This window comes from Nocardioides sp. WS12 (genome assembly GCF_014108865.1).
Taxonomy (GTDB): Bacteria; Actinomycetota; Actinomycetes; order Propionibacteriales; family Nocardioidaceae; genus Nocardioides.
Window position 1 is genome coordinate 4,141,171 of sequence record NZ_CP053928.1, and the last position, 22,949, is coordinate 4,164,119.

Annotated in this window: 20 protein-coding genes and 2 tRNA genes; 4 read left to right on the forward strand and 18 right to left on the reverse strand. The window is 68.4% G+C overall.

The features are described from left to right. Both HRC28_RS20040 and HRC28_RS20045 read right to left on the reverse strand, forming a co-directional pair. Positions 1 to 1,029 (reverse strand): NAD(P)H-dependent glycerol-3-phosphate dehydrogenase, encoded by a 1,029-nt coding sequence (locus tag HRC28_RS20040; RefSeq protein ID WP_237111576.1) that lies wholly within the window; start codon positions 1,027 to 1,029, stop codon positions 1 to 3. Continuing rightward, complete coding sequence (locus HRC28_RS20045; protein WP_182377158.1) at positions 1,026 to 1,787, reverse strand: lysophospholipid acyltransferase family protein; 762 nt, start codon at positions 1,785 to 1,787, stop codon at positions 1,026 to 1,028. The genes HRC28_RS20040 and HRC28_RS20045 overlap by 4 nt, the downstream gene beginning before the upstream one ends. 82 nt (positions 1,788 to 1,869) lie before the next feature. On the opposite strand from HRC28_RS20045, the gene cofC reads away from it, so the two are divergent. Then, positions 1,870 to 2,508 carry a 2-phospho-L-lactate guanylyltransferase gene (cofC, locus tag HRC28_RS20050; protein ID WP_237111577.1) on the forward strand — a complete coding sequence of 213 codons (639 nt, stop codon included), beginning with the start codon at positions 1,870 to 1,872 and terminating at the stop codon, positions 2,506 to 2,508. 66 nt (positions 2,509 to 2,574) lie between these two features. On the opposite strand, the gene HRC28_RS20055 is transcribed toward cofC, so the two are convergent. From HRC28_RS20055 to leuC, 4 genes are all read right to left on the reverse strand, one after another. Then, the gene (locus HRC28_RS20055) at positions 2,575 to 3,261 is read right to left on the reverse strand and encodes an HU family DNA-binding protein (RefSeq protein ID WP_182377159.1); all 687 of its coding nucleotides are present in this window, start codon (positions 3,259 to 3,261) and stop codon (positions 2,575 to 2,577) included. A gap of 175 nt (positions 3,262 to 3,436) precedes the next feature. Continuing rightward, on the reverse strand, positions 3,437 to 5,377 hold the full coding sequence (locus HRC28_RS20060; RefSeq protein WP_182377160.1) for an LTA synthase family protein: 1,941 nt from the start codon (positions 5,375 to 5,377) through the stop codon (positions 3,437 to 3,439). 61 nt (positions 5,378 to 5,438) lie between these two features. Further along, the gene (leuD, locus tag HRC28_RS20065; RefSeq protein ID WP_182377161.1) at positions 5,439 to 6,038 is read right to left on the reverse strand and encodes a 3-isopropylmalate dehydratase small subunit; all 600 of its coding nucleotides are present in this window, start codon (positions 6,036 to 6,038) and stop codon (positions 5,439 to 5,441) included. Positions 6,039 to 6,041: 3 nt separating this feature from the next. Beyond that, a complete protein-coding gene (gene leuC / locus HRC28_RS20070; protein ID WP_182377162.1) occupies positions 6,042 to 7,472 on the reverse strand; it encodes a 3-isopropylmalate dehydratase large subunit in 1,431 nt (476 codons plus the stop codon). 51 nt (positions 7,473 to 7,523) lie between these two features. Here leuC and HRC28_RS20075 point away from each other — a divergent pair, with 51 nt between their 5' ends. Then, complete coding sequence (locus HRC28_RS20075) at positions 7,524 to 8,246, forward strand: IclR family transcriptional regulator (RefSeq protein ID WP_056714163.1); 723 nt, start codon at positions 7,524 to 7,526, stop codon at positions 8,244 to 8,246. A 113-nt stretch (positions 8,247 to 8,359) separates the two neighbouring features. Here the strand turns inward: HRC28_RS20075 and HRC28_RS20080 are convergent, their stop codons facing one another. Together HRC28_RS20080 and HRC28_RS20085 are read right to left on the reverse strand one after the other, a co-directional pair. Beyond that, positions 8,360 to 8,839, reverse strand: a complete 480-nt coding sequence (locus HRC28_RS20080) for a methylated-DNA--[protein]-cysteine S-methyltransferase (RefSeq protein WP_182377163.1) — start codon at positions 8,837 to 8,839, stop codon at positions 8,360 to 8,362. A gap of 26 nt (positions 8,840 to 8,865) precedes the next feature. Continuing rightward, positions 8,866 to 10,362 (reverse strand): AlkA N-terminal domain-containing protein, encoded by a 1,497-nt coding sequence (locus tag HRC28_RS20085; RefSeq protein WP_182377164.1) that lies wholly within the window; start codon positions 10,360 to 10,362, stop codon positions 8,866 to 8,868. A gap of 127 nt (positions 10,363 to 10,489) precedes the next feature. On the opposite strand from HRC28_RS20085, the gene HRC28_RS20090 reads away from it, so the two are divergent. Next, positions 10,490 to 10,957 carry a hypothetical protein gene (locus HRC28_RS20090; RefSeq protein WP_182377165.1) on the forward strand — a complete coding sequence of 156 codons (468 nt, stop codon included), beginning with the start codon at positions 10,490 to 10,492 and terminating at the stop codon, positions 10,955 to 10,957. On the opposite strand, the gene HRC28_RS20095 is transcribed toward HRC28_RS20090, so the two are convergent. The 7 genes from HRC28_RS20095 to HRC28_RS20125 form a co-directional block, all read right to left on the reverse strand. Next, positions 10,954 to 12,969: an ATP-binding cassette domain-containing protein gene (locus tag HRC28_RS20095; protein ID WP_182377166.1), complete on the reverse strand. Its 2,016-nt coding sequence runs from the start codon at positions 12,967 to 12,969 to the stop codon at positions 10,954 to 10,956. The two genes, HRC28_RS20090 and HRC28_RS20095, sit on opposite strands and share 4 nt — an antisense overlap. 99 nt (positions 12,970 to 13,068) lie before the next feature. Continuing rightward, positions 13,069 to 15,438 (reverse strand): M4 family metallopeptidase, encoded by a 2,370-nt coding sequence (locus HRC28_RS20100; protein ID WP_237111578.1) that lies wholly within the window; start codon positions 15,436 to 15,438, stop codon positions 13,069 to 13,071. A 243-nt stretch (positions 15,439 to 15,681) separates the two neighbouring features. Beyond that, positions 15,682 to 15,754, reverse strand: a tRNA-Glu gene (locus HRC28_RS20105). A 115-nt stretch (positions 15,755 to 15,869) separates the two neighbouring features. Further along, positions 15,870 to 15,941 (reverse strand) — tRNA-Gln (locus HRC28_RS20110). Positions 15,942 to 15,997: 56 nt separating this feature from the next. Then, on the reverse strand, positions 15,998 to 16,972 hold the full coding sequence (locus HRC28_RS20115) for a type II CAAX endopeptidase family protein (RefSeq protein ID WP_237111579.1): 975 nt from the start codon (positions 16,970 to 16,972) through the stop codon (positions 15,998 to 16,000). A gap of 37 nt (positions 16,973 to 17,009) precedes the next feature. After that, a complete protein-coding gene (gltX, locus tag HRC28_RS20120) occupies positions 17,010 to 18,473 on the reverse strand; it encodes a glutamate--tRNA ligase (protein ID WP_182377167.1) in 1,464 nt (487 codons plus the stop codon). Further along, complete coding sequence (locus HRC28_RS20125; protein WP_182377168.1) at positions 18,470 to 19,282, reverse strand: fumarylacetoacetate hydrolase family protein; 813 nt, start codon at positions 19,280 to 19,282, stop codon at positions 18,470 to 18,472. Before HRC28_RS20125 ends, gltX begins: the two co-directional genes overlap by 4 nt. 32 nt (positions 19,283 to 19,314) lie before the next feature. Here HRC28_RS20125 and HRC28_RS20130 point away from each other — a divergent pair, with 32 nt between their 5' ends. Further along, positions 19,315 to 20,151, forward strand: coding sequence for a 3-methyladenine DNA glycosylase (locus HRC28_RS20130; protein WP_237111580.1), 837 nt, complete (start codon positions 19,315 to 19,317; stop codon positions 20,149 to 20,151). A 72-nt stretch (positions 20,152 to 20,223) separates the two neighbouring features. On the opposite strand, the gene HRC28_RS20135 is transcribed toward HRC28_RS20130, so the two are convergent. Genes HRC28_RS20135 through HRC28_RS20145 form a run of 3 tightly spaced genes read right to left on the reverse strand, consistent with a single transcriptional unit; the run spans position 20,224 to position 22,855 of the window. Further along, entirely contained in the window at positions 20,224 to 21,156 is a 933-nt protein-coding gene (locus tag HRC28_RS20135) for a MetQ/NlpA family ABC transporter substrate-binding protein (protein ID WP_182377170.1), read from the reverse strand. 11 nt (positions 21,157 to 21,167) lie between these two features. After that, on the reverse strand, positions 21,168 to 21,839 hold the full coding sequence (locus HRC28_RS20140; protein WP_182377171.1) for a methionine ABC transporter permease: 672 nt from the start codon (positions 21,837 to 21,839) through the stop codon (positions 21,168 to 21,170). Further along, the gene (locus HRC28_RS20145; RefSeq protein ID WP_182377172.1) at positions 21,836 to 22,855 is read right to left on the reverse strand and encodes an ATP-binding cassette domain-containing protein; all 1,020 of its coding nucleotides are present in this window, start codon (positions 22,853 to 22,855) and stop codon (positions 21,836 to 21,838) included. The genes HRC28_RS20140 and HRC28_RS20145 overlap by 4 nt, the downstream gene beginning before the upstream one ends. Between the last annotated feature and the right edge of the window lie 94 nt (positions 22,856 to 22,949).

Below are 22,949 nucleotides of genomic sequence, written 5' to 3' on the forward strand. Positions count from 1 at the left end.
CTACGACAGTTCGGACTTCGTGTCGCGGGCGATGAAGGCCTCCATCAGGCCCGACGTCGTCAGGTTGCCGGCGACCACGTCGTCGACGGCGTCAACGATCGGCGCATCGACGCCCATTTGCGCCGCCAGGGCCCGCAGCGACGAGCAGGACTTCGCGCCCTCCGCGACCTGTCGGGTCGACGCGTAGATGTCCTCGACCGTCATGCCCTGGCCCATCTTCTCGCCGAAGGTCCGGTTGCGGGACAGCGGCGAGGAGCAGGTGGCGACGAGGTCGCCGAGTCCGGCCAGACCCATCAGCGTCAGCGGATTGGCACCGAGGTTCATCGCGAGCCGGGCCGTCTCGGCCAGCCCGCGGGTGATCAGCGAGGCAGTCGTGTTGTCACCGAAGCCGAGGCCCACGGCCATGCCAACGCACAGCGCCACGACGTTCTTGTAGGCGCCACCGAACTCGCAGCCGAGGACGTCGACGCTCGTGTAGGGGCGGAAGGCCGACGAGTGCATCCGGTTCTGCAGCAGCGTCGCGACGTTCTCGTCCGCGCACGCCACGACGGATGCCGCCGGCTCACGACGGGCGATCTCGCGGGCGAGGTTGGGGCCACTGACGACGGAGATCCGGTGGGCACCGATGTCACCGACCTCGGCGATCACCTCCGACATCCGCTTCAGGGTGCCGAGTTCGACGCCCTTCATCAGGGAGACGAAAACGGCGTCGTTGTCGACGTACGGCAGGAAGGCGGGGAGGTTCTCCCGCAGCGACTGGGACGGCACGGCCAGCACGACGATGTCGGCACCGGCGAGCGCTTCCTCCGGGTCGGGGGTCGAGGTGATCGTGCGCGGCAACTCGATCCCGGGGAGGTAGTCGACGTTCTCGTGTCCCTCGTTGATCGAGGCGGACACCTCTTCACGGCGGGCCCAGATGCTCACGTCGTTGCCGGCATCGGCCAGCACGATGGAGAACGCCGTCCCCCACGAACCAGCACCCAGCACGGCAACCTTGTTGCCCGACAGATTCCCCACGAGTCCGTTCACGCGCCCTTCGCCTTCGTCTTCTTCTGCTTCTTGAACCGGTCACCCTGCACCGCCATGTCGTAGCGCTCGGCGGGAGCCTTGTCGCCACGAATCAGTTCGAGCTCGTGGGTGATCGCGGCCATGATCCTGGCGGTCGCCTCGTTGACGACAGCCGGGGTCCGCGGCTGGGAACGCAGGTCGGTGAAGTCCACGGGCAACCCGATCCGCATCTCGACCTTCTTGCGCGGGAACAGATGCGGCCGCTTGTCGTACGGCGCCAGCAGGTCCTGCGCGCCCCACTGGCCGACGGGGATCACCGGACAGCCGGTCTCGAGGGCGATCCGTGCCGCACCGGACTTGCCCTTCATCGGCCACAGGTCGGGGTCGCGGGTGATGGTCGCCTCCGGGTAGATCACCACGACCTGGCCGGCGTTGACCGCTTCGACCGCCGCGGCGTAGGCGCCGACGGCGTCCTTGGTCTCGCGCTTCACGGGGATCTGGCCAGCAGAGGTGAGGAAGGTGCCCAGCACGCGGTTGCTGAAAAGGCTGGCCTTGGCGAGGTAGCGCGGGTGGCGACCGTGGTCGTAGACCATGTGGGCCGCAGTCAGGGGATCCGCGTGCGACAGGTGGTTGAGCACGATGAGGTAGCCGCCCGTTTCGGGGAAGTTCTCACTCCCCAGCCAGGTCCGACGCGTGGTGGCCAGCATCGTCGGCTTCACGATTGCGACTGCCACGTTCAACGCCCAGCCACGCTTCTCCTGGAACTTGCGCACCTTCACGAGACGCAGGCTACCGGTCAGTGACCCCGACCACTTCAGGGCGCGACACGCGCCGCTTCACGTGCCTGCGAAGATGGACGCCGTGGTCTCGCGTCCGGGCGGTTTCGTCATCCTGCTGCCCGTGAAGTCCCCGGGCACTGCGAAGTCCCGCATGGCCACGCTGAGCGACACGGACCGCGGACTGCTGGCCGGCGCCTTTGCCACCGATGCGGTCGATGCCTGCCTGCAGACCCCCGGTGTCGCCGGGGTCCTGGTGGTCAGCGACGACGCCGGCTTCGCGGCCACCCTGGCCGATCGGGGCGCCACGACCTGCGCCGATCCCGGCGGCGGCCTCAACGCTGCCCTGCGCCATGCAGCCACGGTGATCCACGACGAACGGCCGGACCTGCGACCCGTCGCACTGTGCGCCGATCTCCCCGCCCTCGCGCCGATCGACCTCGCCGCAGCCCTGGAGTTCGCAGCAACGACGACGGCCTGCTTCGTCAGGGATGCCGACGGAACGGGCACCACCTTCTACTCCGCCGGGTACGACGACTTCGACCCGCGCTTCGGTCCGGAGTCCGCGCAACGCCATGGCTCCGATGCGCAGGAGGTCCCTGGCGCAGTGCCCACGCTTCGGCGGGACGTCGACGACCTCGCCGACCTGCGCGACGCCGTCACGCTCGGCGTCGGACCTGCGACCGCGCGGGCCCTGGCCGTCGTACAACTGACCCGGGACTGACCGCACGAAAAGGCAATCGGGCCGCCCTCCTGAAGGAGGACGGCCCGATCAAGGAACTGCGTGAAGTCAGGCCTTCTTAGCAGCAGCCTTCTTGGCAGGAGCCTTCTTGGCGGCCGGTGCCTTCTTGGCGGCCGGTGCCTTCTTGGCCGGAGCGGCCTTCTTGGCGGGAGCTGCGGCCTTCTTCGCCGGAGCAGCAGCCTTCTTGACCGCCGTGGTGGCAGCCTTCTTGGCCGGAGCCGCCGCCTTCTTCGCCGGAGCAGCAGCCTTCTTGACCGCCGTGGTGGCAGCCTTCTTGGCCGGAGCCGCCGCCTTCTTGGCGGGAGCTGCGGCCTTCTTCGCCGGAGCAGCAGCCTTCTTGACCGCTGCGGTGGCGGCCTTCTTGGCCGGAGCAGCAGCCTTCTTCGCCGGAGCAGCCTTCTTGGTCGCAGCAGCCTTCGTGGCGACGGCGGCCTTCTTCGGAAGCGGCGCGAGCTTCTTCGCACCGGAGACGACGTTCTTCAGGTCAGCGCCAGCGCTGAACTTCGGAACAGCCTTCTTCTTGGTCTTGACCCGCTCGCCGGTCTGCGGGTTGCGCACCCAACGCGCGTTGCGCACGGCCTTCTCGAAGGAGCCGAAGCCCGTGATGGCGACCTTCTCACCCTTGGCAACCTGGCGGGTGATCGTGTCGAGAACCGCGTCAAGCGCGTGGGAAGCGTCCTTGCGGCTGCCCTCGAATCGGTCGGCCAGCGCGTCGATCAACTGAGACTTGTTCACTACTTGTCCTTCCGAAACGCGCCTCATCGGGCGTCCCTTGGGCTGTTGCAGCCGAGCCCTCGCCCAGCCGTCCTTTCAGGGCACGCTAGGCATTAGTGGCCACACTCACAATCACCACGCCGTGTTTGGCCCTGTTTTTTCCCTGAAACCACGGTATTTCGGCCGATTTGGCCCTTCAGGAGGCCGAACCGGGCCACATCCGGTCCAACGCAAAACGCCCACCGATGGAGAAATCGAACTGCACGAGACGAAGATCTGCCAGCAATTGCGCGGCTTCGGGGTCCAGTTCGGACTCCTTGATCGGCTCACCACTGGTGTCGAGAAGGCGCCCTTGCTGGATGGCGGGGACGTGCTGATGCACCTGGTCGAGCAAGGTGAGGTACGGCGGCATCGGCGCGTTCGCGACGTCGTACAACAACGGCAGGAAGAAGGACGGACTCGTCGTCGGAACCTGACGCGCCACGTTGCGTCCGGGCTCGTTGCTCCAGATCAGGAAAGGCGTTCGGTAAAGCGACAGACCGGCGTTGTCGTTCTTGACCTTCGACCCGTAGATGCCCGGCAGGTGATCGCCGTAGAACAGCACGATCGTCTTCTCGGGACTCGTCGTGAGTTTCTCGAGGAAGGCAGCCAGCGCTTCATCGGTGTGTTCGAGGCCGCGTGCGTACTGGCCGATCTTCTTGCCGTTGTCGCCGGCGCCGTGCACCTTGATCGGGTCGTCGTAGTTGTGATCGACGGGAATGTGGTTCTGCATGGTCACGAGATTCACCAGCAACGGATTGTCGTGATCGTCGATCTGGGTGAGGACTTCGTCGAACGCCGCCTTGTCCGAGATGAAGGGGTTGTCGTCGATCGTGTCGGTCTCGCCGATGGTCGTGTCGTGGATGAACGACTCGAAGCCGAAGCGTTCGTAGACCTGCTCGCGCTTGTACATCCCCACCCGATAGGGGTGAACGGCAATCGCGTCGTGCCCGTGGCTCTTGAACCAGCCCACCGCCGACGGGTAGTTCGCCTTCCCCGGTACGAGCATTTGGTACGGCGACAGCATCTGCGGACGGAACAGCCCGAGGGACTGGCCCGTCAGGGTCTCGAACTCCATGTTGGCCGTGCCGCCGCCGTACATCTGGGCGAGCATGTGGCCCGAGGTCGTGTCCTGCATCAGGGCCCTCGTGCGCGGGATCGGGTCGCGCTCGAGGTCGAAGCCCTTGAGTTCGGTGGGGTCCGTGAAGGACTCGCTGAGCACCAGGACGATGTTCACGTCATCGAGGCTGCCGGTGCGTTCGGCGTTGAGGTCCTTCGACAGCGCGGTGTAGCGGTCCGCGATCCGCGCCATCTCGGCTTCGTCGTACCCCTGCGGCTTGGCCATGGCACTGACCGGCATGTTGAACAGGAACCCGCCCACGAAGCCGTTGGAGCGGTAGTTGGTCTTCTGGCTCCAGTAGCGCCAGTCGTTGCCGCGCAGTTCGTAGAGGCCGCGCCACACGTTGCCGGGCTGGTTGAACTGGGTGGTCTGCATCAACAGGAGGGCCGCCATCACGCCGACGCCCAGCCGCAGGCCCAGGACGAGCAGGGCGTGCTCGCGCGGCAGGGAGCGAAGGCGCGGACGCGGATAGCGCACGCTCATCCGTCGCCCGATCCGCACGGCCGCCACGAAGACACCCACGATCAGCGCGAGAGCGACGACCAGGAACACCGGAGAGACCATCGACGTCAGGAACTCGGGCTGGCGTACGAAGTCCAGGTCGCTCGGGTAGACCGGCTCCTCGCGGATCTGGATCTTGACCAGGTTGCCGATGCCGACGGCCAACGCCAGCGCCATGACCAGTCCGATCGACCACCACAGCCGCCCGAGCACCGCCCAGAGGAATCCGATGAGGATCCAGATCACCAGGGTGTCGAGGTAGAACGCACCGCCGTCGAAGAACTGGTCCTTGAACCAGCGCGGGTAGAACAGGCCCAGCGTCGAGGCCTCGAGTACGACGGCCACGGCCACCGCGGCCTGGAGGCTGCCGATCACGCCACGGCGCAGCACCGTTCGTAGCGGTGCCGGTCCGGACGCGGTCCGCTCGTCGTCGGGCGCAGACCCCTCCGTCACACGGGGCTCAACGACAGAGGACACCCGGTGAACTTTACGTGTTCACCGGGTGCCCTCGCGTATTGCTGAGGCTTGCTGGGGCCGCTCAGGCGTGCTGCGTGACCGGCTTCCAGGACGGCCGTCCGGCCTCGTAGGCCGCGATGTCGTCCTTGTTGCCCAAGGTGATGCCGATGTCGTCGAGACCGTTGAGCAGACGCCAGCGGGTGTAGTCGTCGATGTCGAAGGAGTCCTCGACCTCGCCGCCCGGCGTGCTGACCGTCTTGTTCTCGAGGTCGACCGTGATCTGCGCACCCGGGTTCTCGTCGAGGTGGTCCCAGAGACGCTGGATGACCTTCTCGTCGACCTGCGCGGCCACGAGGCCGGCCTTGCCGGAGTTGCCGCGGAAAATGTCGGCGAAGCGGGCCGAGATGACGGCCTTGAAGCCGTAGTTCTGCAGCGCCCACACGGCGTGCTCCCGCGAGGAGCCGGTGCCGAAGTCGGGACCGGCGACGAGCACCGACCCGGCGGCGTACACGTCGTTGTTGAGCACGAAGTCAGGGTCGTTGCGCCAGGCGGCGAACAGCCCGTCCTCGAAGCCGGTGCGCGTGACGCGCTTGAGGTAGACCGCCGGGATGATCTGGTCGGTGTCGACGTTGCTGCGCTTGAGCGGCACGCCGATGCCGGTGTGGTTGGTGAACTTCTCCATGACTCAGGCTCCAAATCCGGTGGTCGAGCTTGTCGAGACCAGGTCAGCAGGTGACGACAGGGTGCCGCGCACAGCAGTGGCGGCAGCGACGGGGATGGACACCAGGTGGGTACGGCCACCCTTGCCCTGACGGCCTTCGAAGTTGCGGTTCGACGTCGACGCGCTGCGCTCGCCCGGCGTGAGCTGGTCGGGGTTCATGCCCAGACACATCGAGCAACCGGCGCCGCGCCATTCGGCGCCCGCGGCGATGAAGATCTCGTGCAGCCCCTCGGCCTCGGCCTGCATCCGCACCCGGACCGAGCCCGGAACGACCAGCAGTCGGGTGTTCGAGTCGACCTTGTGGCCCTTGAGGATGTCGGCGGCGAGCCGCAGGTCCTCGATCCGGCCGTTGGTGCAGGAGCCGACGAAGACGGTGTCGACCTTGACCTCGCGCATCGGCGTACCGGCGACCAGGCCCATGTAGGTCAGGGCGTTCTCGGCCGCGATGCGGTCCTGCTCGTCCTCGAAGTCGGCCGGGGTCGGCACGACGCCACCCAGCGCAACGCCCTGACCCGGGTTGGTGCCCCAGGTGACGAACGGCGTCATGACGGAGGCGTCGAGGACGATCTCCTTGTCGAACACGGCGTCCTCGTCGGTGACGAGCGTCTTCCAGTGCGCGACGGCAGCGTCCCAGTCGGCACCCTTGGGCGCCTCGGGCTTGCCCTCGATGTAGTCGAAGGTGGTCTGGTCGGGAGCGATGAGGCCAGCCTTGGCGCCCCACTCGATGCTCATGTTGCAGACGGTCATCCGGCCCTCCATGGAGAGCTCCTCGATGGCCTGGCCGCGGTACTCGACGATGTAGCCCTGGCCGCCACCGGTGCCGGTGTGGGTGATCAGGGTGAGCACCATGTCCTTGGCGGTGACGCCGTCGGGCAGGCTGCCGTTGATCGTCACGGCCATGGTCTTGGGCTTGGCCTGCATCAGCGTCTGGGTCGCGAGCACGTGCTCGACCTCGGACGTGCCGATACCGAACGCGATCGCACCGAAGGCACCGTGGGTGCTGGTGTGCGAGTCGCCGCAGACGATGGTCATGCCGGGCTGGGTCAGGCCGAGCTGCGGGCCGACCACGTGGACGATGCCCTGCTCGATGTCGCCGAGCGGGTGCAGGCGGACACCGAACTCAGCAGCGTTCTTGCGCAGCGTGTCGACCTGGGTCTTGCTGACCGGGTCAGCGATCGGCTTGTCCCAGTCGAGCGTCGGGACGTTGTGGTCCTCGGTCGCAAGCGTCAGGTCAGGACGACGGACCGGACGGCCCGCGAGTCGCAGGCCATCGAAGGCCTGCGGGCTGGTGACCTCGTGAATGAGGTGGAGGTCGATGTAGAGGAGGTCGGGCTCGCCTGCCGTCGATCGGACGACATGCTCATCCCAGACCTTTTCACTGAGCGTCTTTGCCATGGCACCACTGTACAACTTGCATCCCATCATCCGAGACGGCAGTATTGCCATATGGACAACTCGAGCGGCGTCGGCGTACTCGACAAGGCGGCCCTGGTGCTCACGGCACTGGAGTCCGGCCCGGCGACCTTGGCCGGCCTGGTGGCCGGCACGGGCCTGGCCCGGCCGACGGCCCACCGTCTGGCCGTGGCCCTCGAGCACCACCGGCTGGTGGCCCGCGACATGCAGGGCCGCTTCGTGCTCGGCCCGCGCCTCGCGGAGCTCTCCGCTGCGGCCGGCGAGGACCGTCTGCTCGCGACCGCCGGCCCCGTGCTGGCGCGACTGCGCGACATCACCGGCGAATCCGCCCAGCTCTGGCGCCGACAGGGCGACCACCGTGTCTGCGTCGCGGCCGCCGAGCGTCCCTCCGGCCTGCGCGACACGATCCCGGTCGGCTCCCAGCTGACCATGCGCGCTGGTTCCGCCGCGCAGGTGCTGCTCGCCTGGGACGACCCGGAGCGCATCCACCGTGGCCTGCAGAACGCCGCCTATTCGGCTGCCGAGCTGTCCGCGATCCGTCGCCGTGGCTGGGCCCAGTCCGTCGGCGAACGCGAACAGGGCGTGGCCTCGGTCTCCGCCCCGGTCCGCTCCCCCGGCGGCAAGGTCATCGCCGCCGTGTCGGTGTCCGGTCCGCTCGAGCGCCTCTCGCGCCAGCCCGGCCGGATGCACGCACCGGCCGTGCTCGCGGCCGCCGAGCGGCTGTCCGAGTCGCTGCGCCGCGCTGCGGCCGAATAGCCGACTTGGGGTTTGTGACCGCCGACTTGGGGTTTGTGACCGCCGAGTTGGGGTTTGTGTTCGGCGACCCGCGTAACTACGTACAACTCGACGGTCACAAACCCCAAGTCGGCCTAGAAGAGGGCGTCCTGCTCGAGTTCGAGCAGGGCCTGCTTGCGCTGGATCCCACCGGCGTAGCCGGTCAACGTGCCGTCCGCGCCGATGACGCGATGGCACGGGATGACGATCGGGATCGGGTTCGAACCGTTGGCGGTGCCGACGGCCCGGGACGCAGCGTTGCTCTTGCCGAGCCGGTGCGCGATCTCGCCGTACGACGCCGTTTCGCCGTACGCGATCTTCTCGAGCTGCTCCCACACCGAACGCTGCCAACTGGTTCCTGAAGGTGCGAGCGGCAGGTCGAACTCGGTGCGGTCGCCGGCGAAGTACTCCGCCAACTGGCCGACCGCCTTCTTCAGCACGGGTGCCTCGTCGGCCTGCGGGCCGCGGGGCCGACCGTCGTTGTCACGGAAGGGCGAGAACTCGATCGCAGTGATGGCACCGGCCTGCTCCACGATGCGCAGCGGCCCGATGGGCGATTCGACGACAGTCCACATGGTGTTCCTCATTCTTCCAGTCGGTGTCACAGCTGGGCGACAGGAGCGTCCGCGAGGGACGTCCAGAGATGGAGCAGGGCGTACGAGCGCCAGGGCGCCCAGCGCTCGGGGTCGACCGGCTCGCGGCCGACCAGTGCGTTGCGCACGCCGACATCGGTCGGTAGCCACACGTCGGGGTGACTGAGCGCCCGCAGCGCGATGTAGTCGGCCGTCCACGGTCCGATGCCGGGGAGGGCCACCAGGTTCCGGCGGACGTCGTTGCGGTCCGGGCCGCGATCGAGAACGAGCGTGCCGTCCGCCAACGCAGCGGTGAGTCCGATCAACGCCCGCGCGCGAGCCCGTGGCATCCGGAACTCCTCCGGGTCGATGGCGGCCACCGCGGCGGCCGTCGGGAAGAGGTGGGTGAGACCGTCGACCTGTGTGGTGATCGGTCGACCGTGGTTGGCGACGAGCCGGGCCGCGGCAGTGCGTGCCGCGACCACCGTGACCTGCTGGCCAAGGACCGCGCGGACCGCGAGCTCGGTGCCGTCGACATGGCCGGGCACGCGCAGACCGGGACGTCGGGCGACGAGAGGTGCGAGCACCGGGTCGGCTCCGAGGTGGGCGTCGATGGCGACGGGATCAGCATCGGCATCGAGGAGCGCCCGCATCCGTGCGACGGCGGCGGCCGTGTCGCGCAGGTCGTCGAGCCGCAGCACCATCGCGACGTACGACGACCCGACTCCGTCGACGTCGGCGAGCTCGACGCGGGCAGTGCCCGGGCCGTGCGGCAGGTCGAGGGTGCGGGCGTACCAGCCGGTGCCGTCCGGGCGGACCTCTGTGACCTCGATGCCGGGCACCGCCCGGTCGGCGAGGAAGCGCAACAGGGCGCGGCCTGCGAAGGGTGTGCGGACGGCGATCCGGAGTTCGATGGCGCCCGTGGTCGCGGCGCTCCCGCTGGAGGCCCGCCGGCCCCGCAACTCGCTCGGCGTCGCGGCGTAGACCTCTTGCATCGTCTCGTTGAACTGCCGCACGCTGGAGAAGCCGGCCGCGAACGCAACGTCGGTCAGGCTCAGCGCCGTGCTCTCGACAAGAGCGCGGGCCGTCTGCGCTCGCTGGGTGCGAGCCAGGGCGAGAGGGCCGGCACCGAGCTCGGTCGTGAGCAGGCGTGAGAGGTGGCGCGAGGTGTAGCCCAGCCGGTTGGCCAGCCCGCTGACCCCTTCGCGGTCGACCACACCATCGGCGATCAGGCGCATCGCGCGACCGGCAACGGTGGCGGCGAGGTCCCAGTCCGGACTGCCGGGCGTGGCGTCGGGCAGGCACCGCTTGCAGGCTCGGTAGCCGGCCGTCTGGGCGGCCGCGGCGGTCCGGTGGAACGAGACGTTTCGGGGAGCGGGCGTGCGGGCCGGGCAGGAAGGACGGCAGTAGATCCCCGTCGTGCGGACCGCGGTGTAGAAGACCCCGTCGAACCGGCGATCCCGCGACTGGACGGCGACGTAGCACCCGTCGAAGTCCAGCCGCTCGGTCCCTGTGGTGATCTCCATGCGTCCATCCTGCCTCCCGCCACCGACAACGACTCGCGGAAATCGGACACAGCGGTGGACGGGGCGTTCTCGGCGCGGCGCAGCGCATTCCCTCCCCATCGAGCCAACGGTCTGCCACCCTGTCGCCATGGCTGAATCCCCGCTCAACCCGCTGGACCTGCTGATCAAGTCGAACCAGCTGGCCATCAAGCTCGCCGCCGACACCTTGCGCACCGTTCGCGACACCGCGATCACCGGTGTGACGCAGCCCGACGAACTCGCCCGCCAGGTCGGCGACCTCGCCGGCGTCGTCGCCGGAATGGCCACCGCCGTCACGGGTCTGGCCGGATCCACGGCCCAGCCGCTCCAGGACTTCATCGTGCGCCAGCGCGAGCTGGCCGACACCGTCGCCACCCTGGCCGAGGCGCAGGAGGACCTCGCGGGCGTCGTCCGGGCACTGGCCGAGCGCCATGCCGAGGCGGTCAGCGCACTCGAGAAGGTGACTGCTCCGGTCTTCGCCCTCGTCGGCACCGAGCCGACGACGCCGAAGACCCGCGCGTCCCGGGCAAAGCCGAGCAAGGCCACTGCTCCCCGAGAAACGCCGAAGGACTCCTAGGCCGAGCGCGACCGCCCGACGGTCCGGAGCAGGACCAGCCACAGGACGAGGCCGGCCGCCAGCAACGCCAGGATCGCGTGGTCCCACTGCGCGGCGCCGTAGGACCAGAGCGGGTCGCGTACCGCGTCCGTGTCACCGCTCAACGTCCGTTGCTGGTCGGTGCTCGACGCCATCGCGGCGTAGGCCCAGCGGCTGGGCGCCAGCCAGGAGAGTTGCTCGAGCCCCGGTCGACCAGCGAATTGGACGAGGGCGCTGGCCAGCACGATCTGGCTCATCACCAGGCCCACGAGGGCAGGTGCCGTCTGCTCAACCGTGCGCACGGCCGCCGAGACACAGAGTCCGGCGAGCGCCATGACCGCAGCGAGCAGTCCGATCGGGAGCGCGATCTCCCACCAACCCCAACCACGGACTCCCCCACCGTGGTCCTGTTCGGGCAGACCGATCAGCGACAGCCAGGTGACCAGCACGCCCTGCCCGAAGCAGGCGAGGCCGAGGACGAGGGCCTTGCTGGCGACGTACGCGCCGGGCGAGAGGCCGACGGCGTACTCGCGTCGGAAGATCGCACGCTCCCCGACGAGTTCGCGCACCGTCATCGCAGCACCCATCAGGGACGCTGCGATGACCAGCAGGGTCAGGCGCTGGGTGAGTTCGGTGCCGTCCGCGGCGCCACCGGGCAGTCGCTCGGCGACCTGCAGGGACAGGCCCGCCGAGCCCTGGACGAGCCGGCTGAGACCGGCCAGGACGAGCGGCATCAGCACGAGCATGCCGAGGTGCAGACGGTCCGCGCGCAGCAGCGCGACATTGCGACGGATCAGGGTGGCGACCTGTGCCGACCTCGCCACCGGCCGGAACGGCGCGGCCCCCACGATCGGGGTGCGCACCTTCGCCTCGGTGTGGCGGGGCTGCGGCCGGGAGGAATCCAGGAGGTCGAACAGGGCAGGGTGGTCCGGCACACCGAAGTGCTCGAGCAGGCCGTCCGGCGGGCCGACGTGGACGACGCGACCGCCACGGGCGAGCACCACGACGTTGTCGCAGGCCTCCAGCCCGAGCACGGAATGAGTCGAGACGACAACGACGCGTTCGGCCTCCGCCAGGCCGCGCAGCTCCTGCATCACCGATCGGTCCATGCCGGGGTCGAGGCCGGAGGTCGGCTCGTCGAGGAACAGCAGCGGCGGAGCGGTGAGCAGTTCGGTGGCGATCGACACCCGCTTGCGTTGCCCGCCCGACAACTGGCTGCCGATCCGGTGCCCGCGCAGCCGGTCGAGTCCGACCTGGCTGATGACCTCCTCGACCCGACGGTCCCGCTCGCTCTCGGTGGTGCCCGACGGGAGCCGCAACTGCGCCGAGAACTCCAGGGACTGGCGCACCTCCAGCTGCGGGTGCTGGATCTCCTCCTGGGGCACCAGGCCGATCTGGGAACGCACCGCGTCGTAGTCACGGTGGACGTCGACGCCACGCCAGCGCACCGAGCCGCCGGCGGGATGTTGCTGGCCGGTGAGGACCCGCAGCAACGTCGACTTGCCCGCACCCGAGGGTCCGATCAGCGCAGTGAGGGTGCCCGGGCCGAGGACGAGGTCGACGTCGTCGAGCAGGACACGTCCGGTCGCCGTGCGGACCACGAGGTGCTCGGCGACGAGGGCGCGACGGCCCTGGATGGGCGCTGGTACGGCGATCGGCGCGGGCTCGACGACCGGCTCGACGACCGGTTCCACGGGCAGGTCGACCGCCAGGTCCACGGTCGGCCCGTCGGCCGCACCGATGCGCACGCTCACCGGTCGGTCGGGGAAGAGCGGGAGTTGCTGGACGCGACATCCGTCGAGGAACACCCCGCCCCGGACGCCGTCGTCGACGAGCGACCAGCAGGCGTCGCGGCGCATGAACGTCAGCCTGCCGAGCGCGGCCCGCGCGTCGTCGTACACATGGAGGGCGGAGCCGACGCGCACCCGCAGCACGGGACCCCCGGCGACGCTGGCGTCGTCGAGTACCTCCGGGTCGGGAGCCACCGCGGTCATCGATCCCCACGCTAGCGACGGAAGGCGCCCACCTGATCGATGCGCGCCGACGGGCGGCCACCGGTTCCCCGATGACCGCCCGATTCGTGGTGCGTTCGACTAGCCGACGTTGATCGCGGTGTCGTCGATCACGAAGCTCGTCTGGAGCGACGAGTCCTCGTTCATCAGGAACTTCAAGGTGACGGTCTTGCCCTTGTACGCCGACAGGTCGAACGTCTTCTGGACGTAACTGCTCGACTTGTTGAGGTTGGAGTACGTCGCCAGGGTGCTCGTCGTCGTACCGCTGACGATCTGCACCTTCGCCGTGTCGTACGCCGTCGAGCCCGTCGTCTCCGCCGTGTCGATCCTGACCCAGAAGGTCAGCGACGCCGTGGTCGCCGTCGCGGGGATCGAGACCGACTGGTTCTCGTTCTCCGTCGACGTGGAGCCGTTGCCGCCGAGCCACATCTTCCACGTGCCGGTGCGTGCGGGACGACCGGTGTTGTTGGTGATCGGCCCGCTGGTGCCGGTCCAGTCAACGAATCCCGACTCGAACCCGGGGTTCTTCAACAGGTTGCCCGACGGCGTGCCGCCACCGCTGATCGTCCACGTGAAGCTCGTCGAGCCCGTCGCACCGGTGGTGTCCCGGGCGGTGACCGTGACGCTGGCCGTGACCGCCGTGGTCGGCGTTCCCGAGATCAATCCGCTGCTGGCGTTGATCGACAGGCCCGCCGGCAGGCCAGTGGCCGACCAGGTCAGGGTCTGGCCGGCGCCCGAAGACGAACCGGTCAGCTGCAACGAGGTGGCCGTGCCGACGGTGCCGGTGCGGTTGCCCGGGTTGGTGACGGTGACCGTGTTGCCGGCCGTGGTGCAGGTCGGGTCAGCGGTCTGGGCGGGGACGGAGACGGCGTTCCATGCCGCCTTGACCGCGTTGAACTCCGCGCAGGAACCCGGGTAGAGGTTCTTGGCGGCGGTGAGCGTCCAGGTGCGGTACTTCAGGTAGTTCGAGCTGCTGGTCTTCATCAGCATCGCGTTGTAGAAGATCTTGCCGGCCTTCTGGATGCCGATGCCGGTCAGCGTGCCGCCGCTGTTGCAGGTGGTGCTGGACGGCTTGCCGACCGGGTTGGTGCCCTCGGCGAGCAGGTAGAACCAGTGGTTGCCGGGTCCGGCGGCCGAGTGCACCTCGGTGTTCGGGATCGAACTGGAGTAGCAGTTCGGGTCACCCTTCGCCGACGGGTTGTACATGTTGCGGATCTCGCCGTCGCCGACGAGGTTGACCTCCTCGCCCACGAGGTAGTCCGGCTCGTCGTACGTGCTGGACTCGTTGGCGAAGTGCTCGGTCAACGCACCGAAGACGTCGCCGACGAACTCGCTGCTCTGCCCACCGGAGTGGCCGCCCGGCGTGTTCTGGTCGATGCCGTGGCCGTACTCGTGGCCCATGACGTCGAGGTTGGTCACCCACTCCGTGTTGGCCTGGTTGTGGCCGATCCGGACCCACTCGGTGCCGTTGCAGTAGCCCGGCTCGCTCAGGCCCGGCGGGCAGTAGAACGCGTTGACCTCGTCCTTGCCGACGCGGGTCTGCCAGCCGCCGCCGGTCCCGTTGAACCCGTCGCGGCCCAGCCACTGGCTGAGCATCTTGTCCTGCGTCTGCAGGGCATAGAGGGCGTCGACGCAGCCCGTCTCCTTGCTGAGACCGGTGCCGTCGCCCCAGACGTTGTCCGGGCCCGAGAGGACCGGGACGTTGGTGGTGGCGTTGTTGTCGATGCGGCAGTCGATGCCCGGGGTGTTGGGGTCGGCCATCGAGTACGTGCCGGAACCCTGGGTGGTCTCGAGCGCCAGGCCCGGCCCGTTGTGGTGGCCGTTTCCGGTGCCGGTCGCGAAGTGCACCAGTTCGTCCGCCTCGACGACGTCGCCCTGGACGGCGTCGACGTAGATGTCCCGCACCGAGCGGTCGCCGTCCGTCGTCAGGCCACTGATGGTGACCTTCCACGCCAGCTGGGGCGTCGTCAGCGCATGCACCACGAGCTCCGGCGTACCGCGCAGCTCGCCCTTGCTCAACGTCGCCTTCGCCGTCGTGGTGGCCGATGCCGCAGCCACCTTCGGCGTCACCGCGAGGTCTCCGATCGCGCGCTTCTGCGCCACGGTCGTGTCGAGGATCTGGCCGTCCCGGTTGGTGACGACCACGAAGTCGCCGCCGCGGACGGGAAGGCCCTCATAGGTCCGCGTGTACGGCGCGAACTGCAGGCCGGCTCCACCGCTGATCACGGGTTCGGCGACGAACTTCTCACTACCGCTCACCTTGAGCTGCGGGGCCCGGCTGCTGACCAGCGCCTGCGCAGACTGGTGCGCCCGCTTGTGAGGGTCGTCCTTGCCGGGCGCCGAGGCGACGACGGAATCCGCGTTCGCGGACTGAACTGCGAGAGGTGCCACGGCAAGTGCCGAGGCGGTCACAAGGGTGGCGACGAGGCCGCCCATCAAATTGCGTTTCACTTCTGAACCCACACTCCTCTTGAGAGTTGGGCTCGTCGCTCCCCGGGTCAGGGAAGTCAGGCGAGCCGGCCGATGGCCAACCCGGCGAGGATGAATGCAGGGCCGACCACAGGTAAACCTGTTGCCCGGCTGATTCGGCGTCAATGGAGCGGGACCTGCGAGTAAGCGCAATGCAAGAAGATGAGCCAAGAACGCAAAAGGCCAGCAGGGCCCGGTCCTGGTGGACCGGGCCCTGCTGTTCTGTACCCCCGACCGGATTCGAACCGGCGCTAACGCCGTGAGAGGGCGCCGTGCTAGGCCGCTACACAACGGGGGCATCTCGTGTCGTTCGCGATCCCTTGCGGGGCCGCTGACAACGACGTGAACTCTAGCGATCACGCTTCGACCGGGCCAAATTCAGGCCCCGCTTCAGCGGTTCTCGGAAGAACTCGCTGGCCTACTAGGACTCGAACCTAGAATAACTGGACCAGAACCAGTCGTGTTGCCAATTACACCATAGGCCACTGCAGAACTGCTTGCTTTCAGCCCGTTTCCCGAGGGAGCGAGCCGAGGGGGAACATTACACGCGGCCCTGCCGGGCCTCCAAAATGGCCCCACCCATTGGCCCGGACAGGGTGCTGTCTGCACGGGTCGTCAGACCCATCCGGCGAGCTGCCCAGACGGCCAGACCGAGGTACGCGAAGGACTGCGTGAGGGTCACCGGGATCGACCACCAGGTGCCGCCAGAGGGGTTCAGCGCCTCGGTCATGTCGCCGAACGACAACGCCAGTCCGAAGGCCAGAAAGTTGTTGAGGACGTGCATCGCGATGCCGGCTTCCAGACCACCGGTGAGCAGCACCAGCACGCCCGCCACGAGGCCGAAGGCGAAGCGGTCGAAGAACGTCGGCACGTCCTGGCCGAGGCCGTGGGCCAGCGCGAACAACAGCGCGGGTACGACGACCGCCACCGTCGCGCTCACCCGGGGACCGAAGCGGGCGGCGACGCCGCCGAACGCCTGCGCGAGGTACCCACGGAAGACGTACTCCTCCCCGGCCGCCTGCAGCGGGGTGAGCAGGAGGGTGACGAGCAGGAAGTCACGAGCGGCGGAGGTCCAGGGGTTCAGTTCCCCACTCATCTCGACGCCCGACGCACCCTGGTCCGGCAGCACGCTCGCCATCACGACGGTTGCCGCCAACGCGAGCACCGAGAGGCCCAGGCAGGTCAGCAGCCAGCGCCAGCGGATGCCACCCACGACCGAGGCGATCCAGCCCGGCGTCTGCCCGTGCAGGGCACGCGCCACCAGCCAGACGGCCGGGATGGCGACGGCCCAGCCCAGGTTGACCAGCACCAGGAAACTCGGCGTCACCGGGTCTCCGTCGAGCTTGGCGGTGATCGCGTCGCCCGAGGTGCCACTGACGGCCAGGAACAGGCTCACCACGACGGCCATGACGAGCTGGGCCGCCATGACCATGACGACCAGCATCGGAATGCCGACCCACGGCCGCCAGACTCCCCGCGGACCGAGCCGCTGGAGTTGGTCGTACCGCACTGTCACGGCCGACTGGCGCTCTCCACTTGGCTCCACTGCTGCATCAGGCAAGGGCACGCTGCAGTCTCCCGAGGCTGCGGTCACGACCGAGCAGCTCCATCGACTCGAACAGCGGCGGCGAGATCCGGCGACCCGTGATCGCCACACGCACCGGCCCGAAGGCGTTGCGCGGCTTGAGGCCCAGGCCGTCGACCAGCGCGGCCTGGAGGGCCGTCTGGATCGCTTCGGTCGACCACGTCGACAGATCCTTCACGGCGTCGTACGACGCCTGGATGACGGGAAGCCCGGCCTCACCGAGGAGCTTCTCGGCGTCCTCGGGGTCCAGCGCGAAGTCGGCCTCGTCGACGAACAGGAAGTCCAGCATCGTGGGCGCCTCGGACAACTTGTTGATCCGCTCGGCGACCAGCGGCATCGCGAGCTCGAGGAGCTGCGCGTCCGCGTCGGAAACGGGATCGGACACGACGTCCGCGGCCTTGAGGAACGGCAGCGCGCGGTGCGTGATCTCCTCGACCGAGAGCAGCCGCATGTGCGCCGCGTTGATGGCGTCGGCCTTCTTGAGGTCGAAGCGCGCGGGGTTCGGGACGACGTCGGCGATGTCGAACGCCTCGACCATCTCCTCGAGGCTGAAGATGTCGCGGTCCGCGGCGATCGACCAGCCAAGCAGGGCGAGGTAGTTGAGCAGGCCCTCGGGCAGGTAGCCCTTCTCGCGGTAGCCCAGTGCATCCGCCTCGGGGTCGCGCTTGGACAGCTTCTTGTTGCCCTCGCCCATGACGTAGGGAAGGTGGCCGAACTCCGGCGTCGCCTTGGCGATGCCGACCTCCTTGAGCGCCTCGTAGAGGGCGATCTGGCGCGGCGTGGAGGACAACAGGTCCTCGCCCCGGAGGACGTGGGTGATCTCCATGAGCGCGTCGTCGACCGGGTTGACGAGCGTGTAGAGCGGGTCGCCGTTGGCACGACAGAGCGCGAAGTCCGGGACGAACTCCGTCTCGAAGGTCACCTCGCCACGGACCAGGTCGGTCCACGTGATCGCACCGTCGGGCATCCGGAAGCGCACGACGGGCTTGCGCCCCTCAGCGAGGAAGGTCTCGACCTGGCTCTGCGCGAGCTCGCGGCAGAAGCCGTCGTACCCCTGGACCTTGGAGCCGGCGGCCTTGCGGCGCGCGGTGGCCTCTTCGGTCGTGCAGTAGCAGTCGTAGGTGAAGCTGCTGCCCTTCAGCTTGGCCAGCGCGTCGACGTACAGGTCGCTGCGCTCGCTCTGCTGGTACGGCGCGTGCGGGCCGCCGACCTCGGGGCCCTCATCCCAGTCGAGCCCGAGCCAGCGGAACAGGTCGATGATCGAGCGGAGCGACTCGTCGGTGCTGCGCTCCTTGTCGGTGTCCTCGATGCGGAACACGAAGGTGCCGCCGTGGTGGCGCGCAAACGCCCAGTTGAAGAGGGCCGTGCGGACCAGGCCGACGTGGGGGCTGCCCGTGGGAGAAGGAGCCATCCGGACCCGTACGTTCGTCATGCGCGTGCTTCCACCTTGTTCGTGAGGGTGCCGAGGCCTTCGATCGAGATCTCGATCTCGTCACCGACCTCCATGGGACCGACACCCTCGGGGGTGCCGGTGAGGATGACATCACCGGGCAGCAGCGTCATCACGCTGGAGACGTGCGCGATGAGCGCCGGGATGTCGTGGATCATGTCGGCGGTCGAGCCGTCCTGCTTGAGGTCGCCGTTGAGGTAGGTCTGGATCCGGCGGCCGTCGATGAAGTCCTGCGGGTCCAGGTCGGTCTCGATCCACGGGCCGAGCGGGCAGAACGAGTCGAACCCCTTGGCGCGCGTGAACTGGCCGTCGGTCTTCTGCAGGTCGCGGGCGGTGACGTCGTTGGCGATCGTGTAGCCGTGGATGACGTCGGTGGCCTGCTCGGCCGGGACGTCGCGGCAGATGCGACCGATGACGACGGCGACCTCGCCCTCGAAGCTGATGAACTTCGACTGGCGGGGGTACTGGATCGCGTCGCCGGGGCCGACCACGCTGGTGTTCGGCTTGAGGAACATCAGCGGCTCGTCGGGGACCGGACCGCCCATCTCGGCGGCGTGGGCCGCGTAGTTCTTGCCGATGCCGACGACCTTGCTGCGCGGCAGGACGGGCGCCAGCAGGCGGACGTCCGCGAGCCGGTGCTCCTTCTCGAGCAGCTTGATGCCGACGTAGAGCGGGTCGCCGACGAGGGCGACGACAACCGCGTCCTCGTCCGGCTGACCGTACTCGTCGAGGTCTCCGGTCAGGACGCCGTAGGACGGCTCCTCGCCTGTGGTGAATCTGACGATGCGCACTGGTCGAGACTATCGACCTAGGCTTGCTCGTCGTGAATGCGGAGGAATGGCGGGAGCGGGCCACGGCCCACGCGGCGCGCATCGATGCGTACGTCGCCCCGCACCTGGTCCGCCGCGACACCGGCGTGAAGCATCCGGTCTTCGACTTCCTGTTCACCTACTACTCGCACCGCCCGGCACAGTTGCGCCGCTGGCACCCGGGGTACGGCGTCGCGCTGGAGGGTGCCGAGGAGTACGCCGGCCTCAAGGGCTACGGGCCCGGTCCCGCCGTCACTGCCGAGTACGTCGCTTCGCAGCAGCCCTTGATCGAGACCCTCCACCGCCTGCTCTCCGCGACCGCCGGCCGCGCCCCGCACTTCGGCTGCTTCGGCCTGCACGAGTGGGCGATGGTCTACCGCCTCACCGAGGACGCGACCCGGCACGCCGACTGGCCACTGCGCCTCGGCCCATCTGGGACCGACCAGGTCGTCACCGAGCACCGGATCGCCTGCTCGCACTTCGACGCGTTCCGCTTCTTCACCCCGCCGGCGCGGCCCTTGAACACACTCACCCCCGGCCCCGACGACCGACCGTCGTTCGAGCAACCCGGCTGCCTGCATGCCGGCATGGACCTCTACAAGCACGCCTTCCGGCTCTCACCGATGGTCTCGTCGGACCTGGTGGCCGACTGCTTCGAGCTCGCCTGGGACATCCGGACGCTCGACATGCGCGCGGCGCCGTACGACCTCGCCGACCTGGGCTTCGAGCCGGTCCGGATCGAGACCGCTGAGGGCAAGTCCGAGTACGTCGACGCGCAGCGTGGGTTCGCGGAGCGGGGTGCGCCGCTGCGGGAGCGGCTGGTCGCCGAGTGCGAGCGGTTGCTGGCCTGAACGGGCGACGTACCAACCGAATTTGCTGCGAAATGGGAGCGATCGCGACAAATCCGGTTGGTACGTCGAGCCTCAGCTGGCCGAGACCGGGGCCAACTGGCCCGACAGGTTCGGGTCCGTGTTCTCGGCCAGGTACGGCTGGACCCGCTCGTCGAAGAAGACCTTCTTCAGCTTCTCGATCTGCGGGTCGTCGGCGTACTCACTGCCGATGACGAGCTGGCCGGCGAACTCCTTGGGGGCGTCCGGCTCGAAGATGCGGTACTTCTCAGGCGTCTCCGCGTCGACGAAGGACATGTTGTAGTCGATGACCGCGTCGACGGAATCGAGGGTGCGCGGGCCTGCGCCATACTCGATGTAGGTGAACTTGTAGCCGCCGATGTTCTTGTCGATGTCCTGCTCGGTGGCGGCCCACGGGTCGACGCCGTCCTTGAAGGTCAGCTTGCCGGCCCGCTCGAGGATCCACAGTGCCTGCGCGGTGTTCGCGGGGTCGTTGAGGAGTGCGACCTCGGCGCCGTTGGGGAGTTGGTCGAGCGAGGAGTACTTGCTCGAGTAGACCGAGTACGACCACTGGAAGACCTCGCCGAGTGCCGACAGCTTCATGCCGGTGGCGTCGGTGACCTGCTTGAGCCAGTGCTTGTGCTGGTAGATGTTGGCGATGTACTTGCCGTCGGCGGTGGCCTGGTCGAGCTGGTTGCCGTCCTCGATGCCGACGCCCTTGATGGTCACGCCGTAGTCGGGCGCGACCTCCTTGTTGAGGTAGTCGAGGAACGCCTTCTCGCTGGCACTGCTCGCCTGGTAGGCGATCTCGAAGTCGTTGCCGAAGTGGCTGCCGGCCACGGCCTTCTCGTCATCGCCGGTGACCTTGAAGATGAGGAAGAGTGCCAGGGCGAGGACGACGACCGCGCCGACCGCGGGCCACAGCCACTTCTTGCGGGCGCCGCCGAGGTCGATGAGGTCACCGACCTCTTCGGCGATCTTCTTACCGGGCTGCTGGGTGGTGGACATGCTGGTTCCTTTCAGTGGGTGAGAGCCCGGACGATCCGGTCACCGGAGAACTGGATGAGCTGGACGATCGCGATCAGCAGCACGATGCAGGCGATCATGATGTTGTCGTCGAAGCGTCGGTAGCCGTAGTTGACGGCCAGGTAGCCGATGCCACCGGAGCCGATGGCGCCCGCGATGGCGGAGTACTCGATCATTGCGACGACGTTGAGGGTCAGGCCGCCGGCGAGTCCGGGCAGTGCCTCGCGCAACTGGATCGACGTGATGATCTGCCGTTTGCTGCTGCCGGCGGCGAGGCCGACGTCGAGGAGTTCGCGCGGTACGTCGCGCACGGCACTCTCGGTGAGGCGCGCGAAGAACGCGATGCCGGCGATCGACATCGGGATCAGCGCCGCCTTGAAGCCGATCGTCGTGCCGAACACCAGCTTGGTCACCGGGATCACCGCGGCCATCAGGACGAGGAAGGGCAGGGAGCGACCAAGGTTCGCGATCCAGCTGATCGACACGTGCACGGCCCGGTTCGGCGTGAGCCCGAGCGGTGAGGTGTTGAAGATGACGAGGCCGAGCGGGCCGCCGAGGAGGACGACGACCGACATCACGACGACGACCATGCGCAGGGTCTCACCGAGGGCGGGCAGCAGCAGGTCCGGTACGTCGGGCCACGGGGTACCGAGCAGGACGGTCATGCCACGCCCTCCTCGTCGGCAGCGGCCGGTACCGGACGGAGCACCGCCCGATCGACGGGCTCGGCAACGACACCGTGGCGACCCAGCACCTCGACCACTCGGCGGTCGTCGAGCCGGGGATCGAGTCCGAGGGTGAGCCGACCGACCCGGGTCTCCCCCGCAGCCTCGACCAGCGCGGCGAGTACGGCGATGTCGGTGTCGAGTTCGCGACCGGCCTTCGCCAACCACACGGGCGAGACCTGCTCGTGCCGGTAACGCACGCTCCACGGACGAAGCGCGGCGTCGGCGGGGACGGGCGGCATCGGCAGGAGTGCCCTCGAGAGCGGCGAGTCGCTTCGTCGTACGACGTCGGCGACCGAGCCCTGCTCGACGATCCGGCCATGGTCGAGTTGGGCGACGATGTCGGCGATGGCACGTACCACGTCCATCTCGTGGGTGATCACCAGGATCGTGACGCCGAGGTCGTCGCGGAGTTCGGTGAGCAGGTCGAGGATCGACCGCGTGGTGTCGGGGTCCAGGCCGGAGGTCGCCTCGTCCGAGAGCAGGACTGCCGGTTGCAGCGCGAGGCCGCGCGCGATGCCGATCCGCTGCCGCTGGCCGCCGGAGAGTTGTGACGGGTAGTGGTTGGCGCGGTGCAGCATGCCCACGCGGTCGAGCAGGTCGGCCACACGCGAACGGATCTCGGTGTCGGACACACCGGCATGACGCATCGGCAGCGCGACGTTCTGGGCCGCGGTCAGCCGACGGAGCAGGTTGGCTGACTGGAAGACGGTTCCGATCTGGCGCCGAGCCTGACGCAGGTCGCGACGGGACAGGCGGGTGAGGTCCTGGCCGTTGACGGCGATGGTCCCGCTGGTCGGTCGCTCGAGGAGGTTGATGCAACGAGCAAGGGTGCTCTTGCCGGCACCACTCGGCCCGACAACGGCGGCGATCTGCGCCTCGCCGACCGTCAGGTCGATGCCGTCCAGCACGGTCGTCGCGCCATAGGACTTCGTCAGTCCGGCGATTTCGATCATCCGGAGCTTCCCCCACTCGAGTTACCGATGTTACTCGACTGACTTTATGGACTTTTGCTCGGGCGGCGAGCGATGCAGGTCACAAAACGACGTC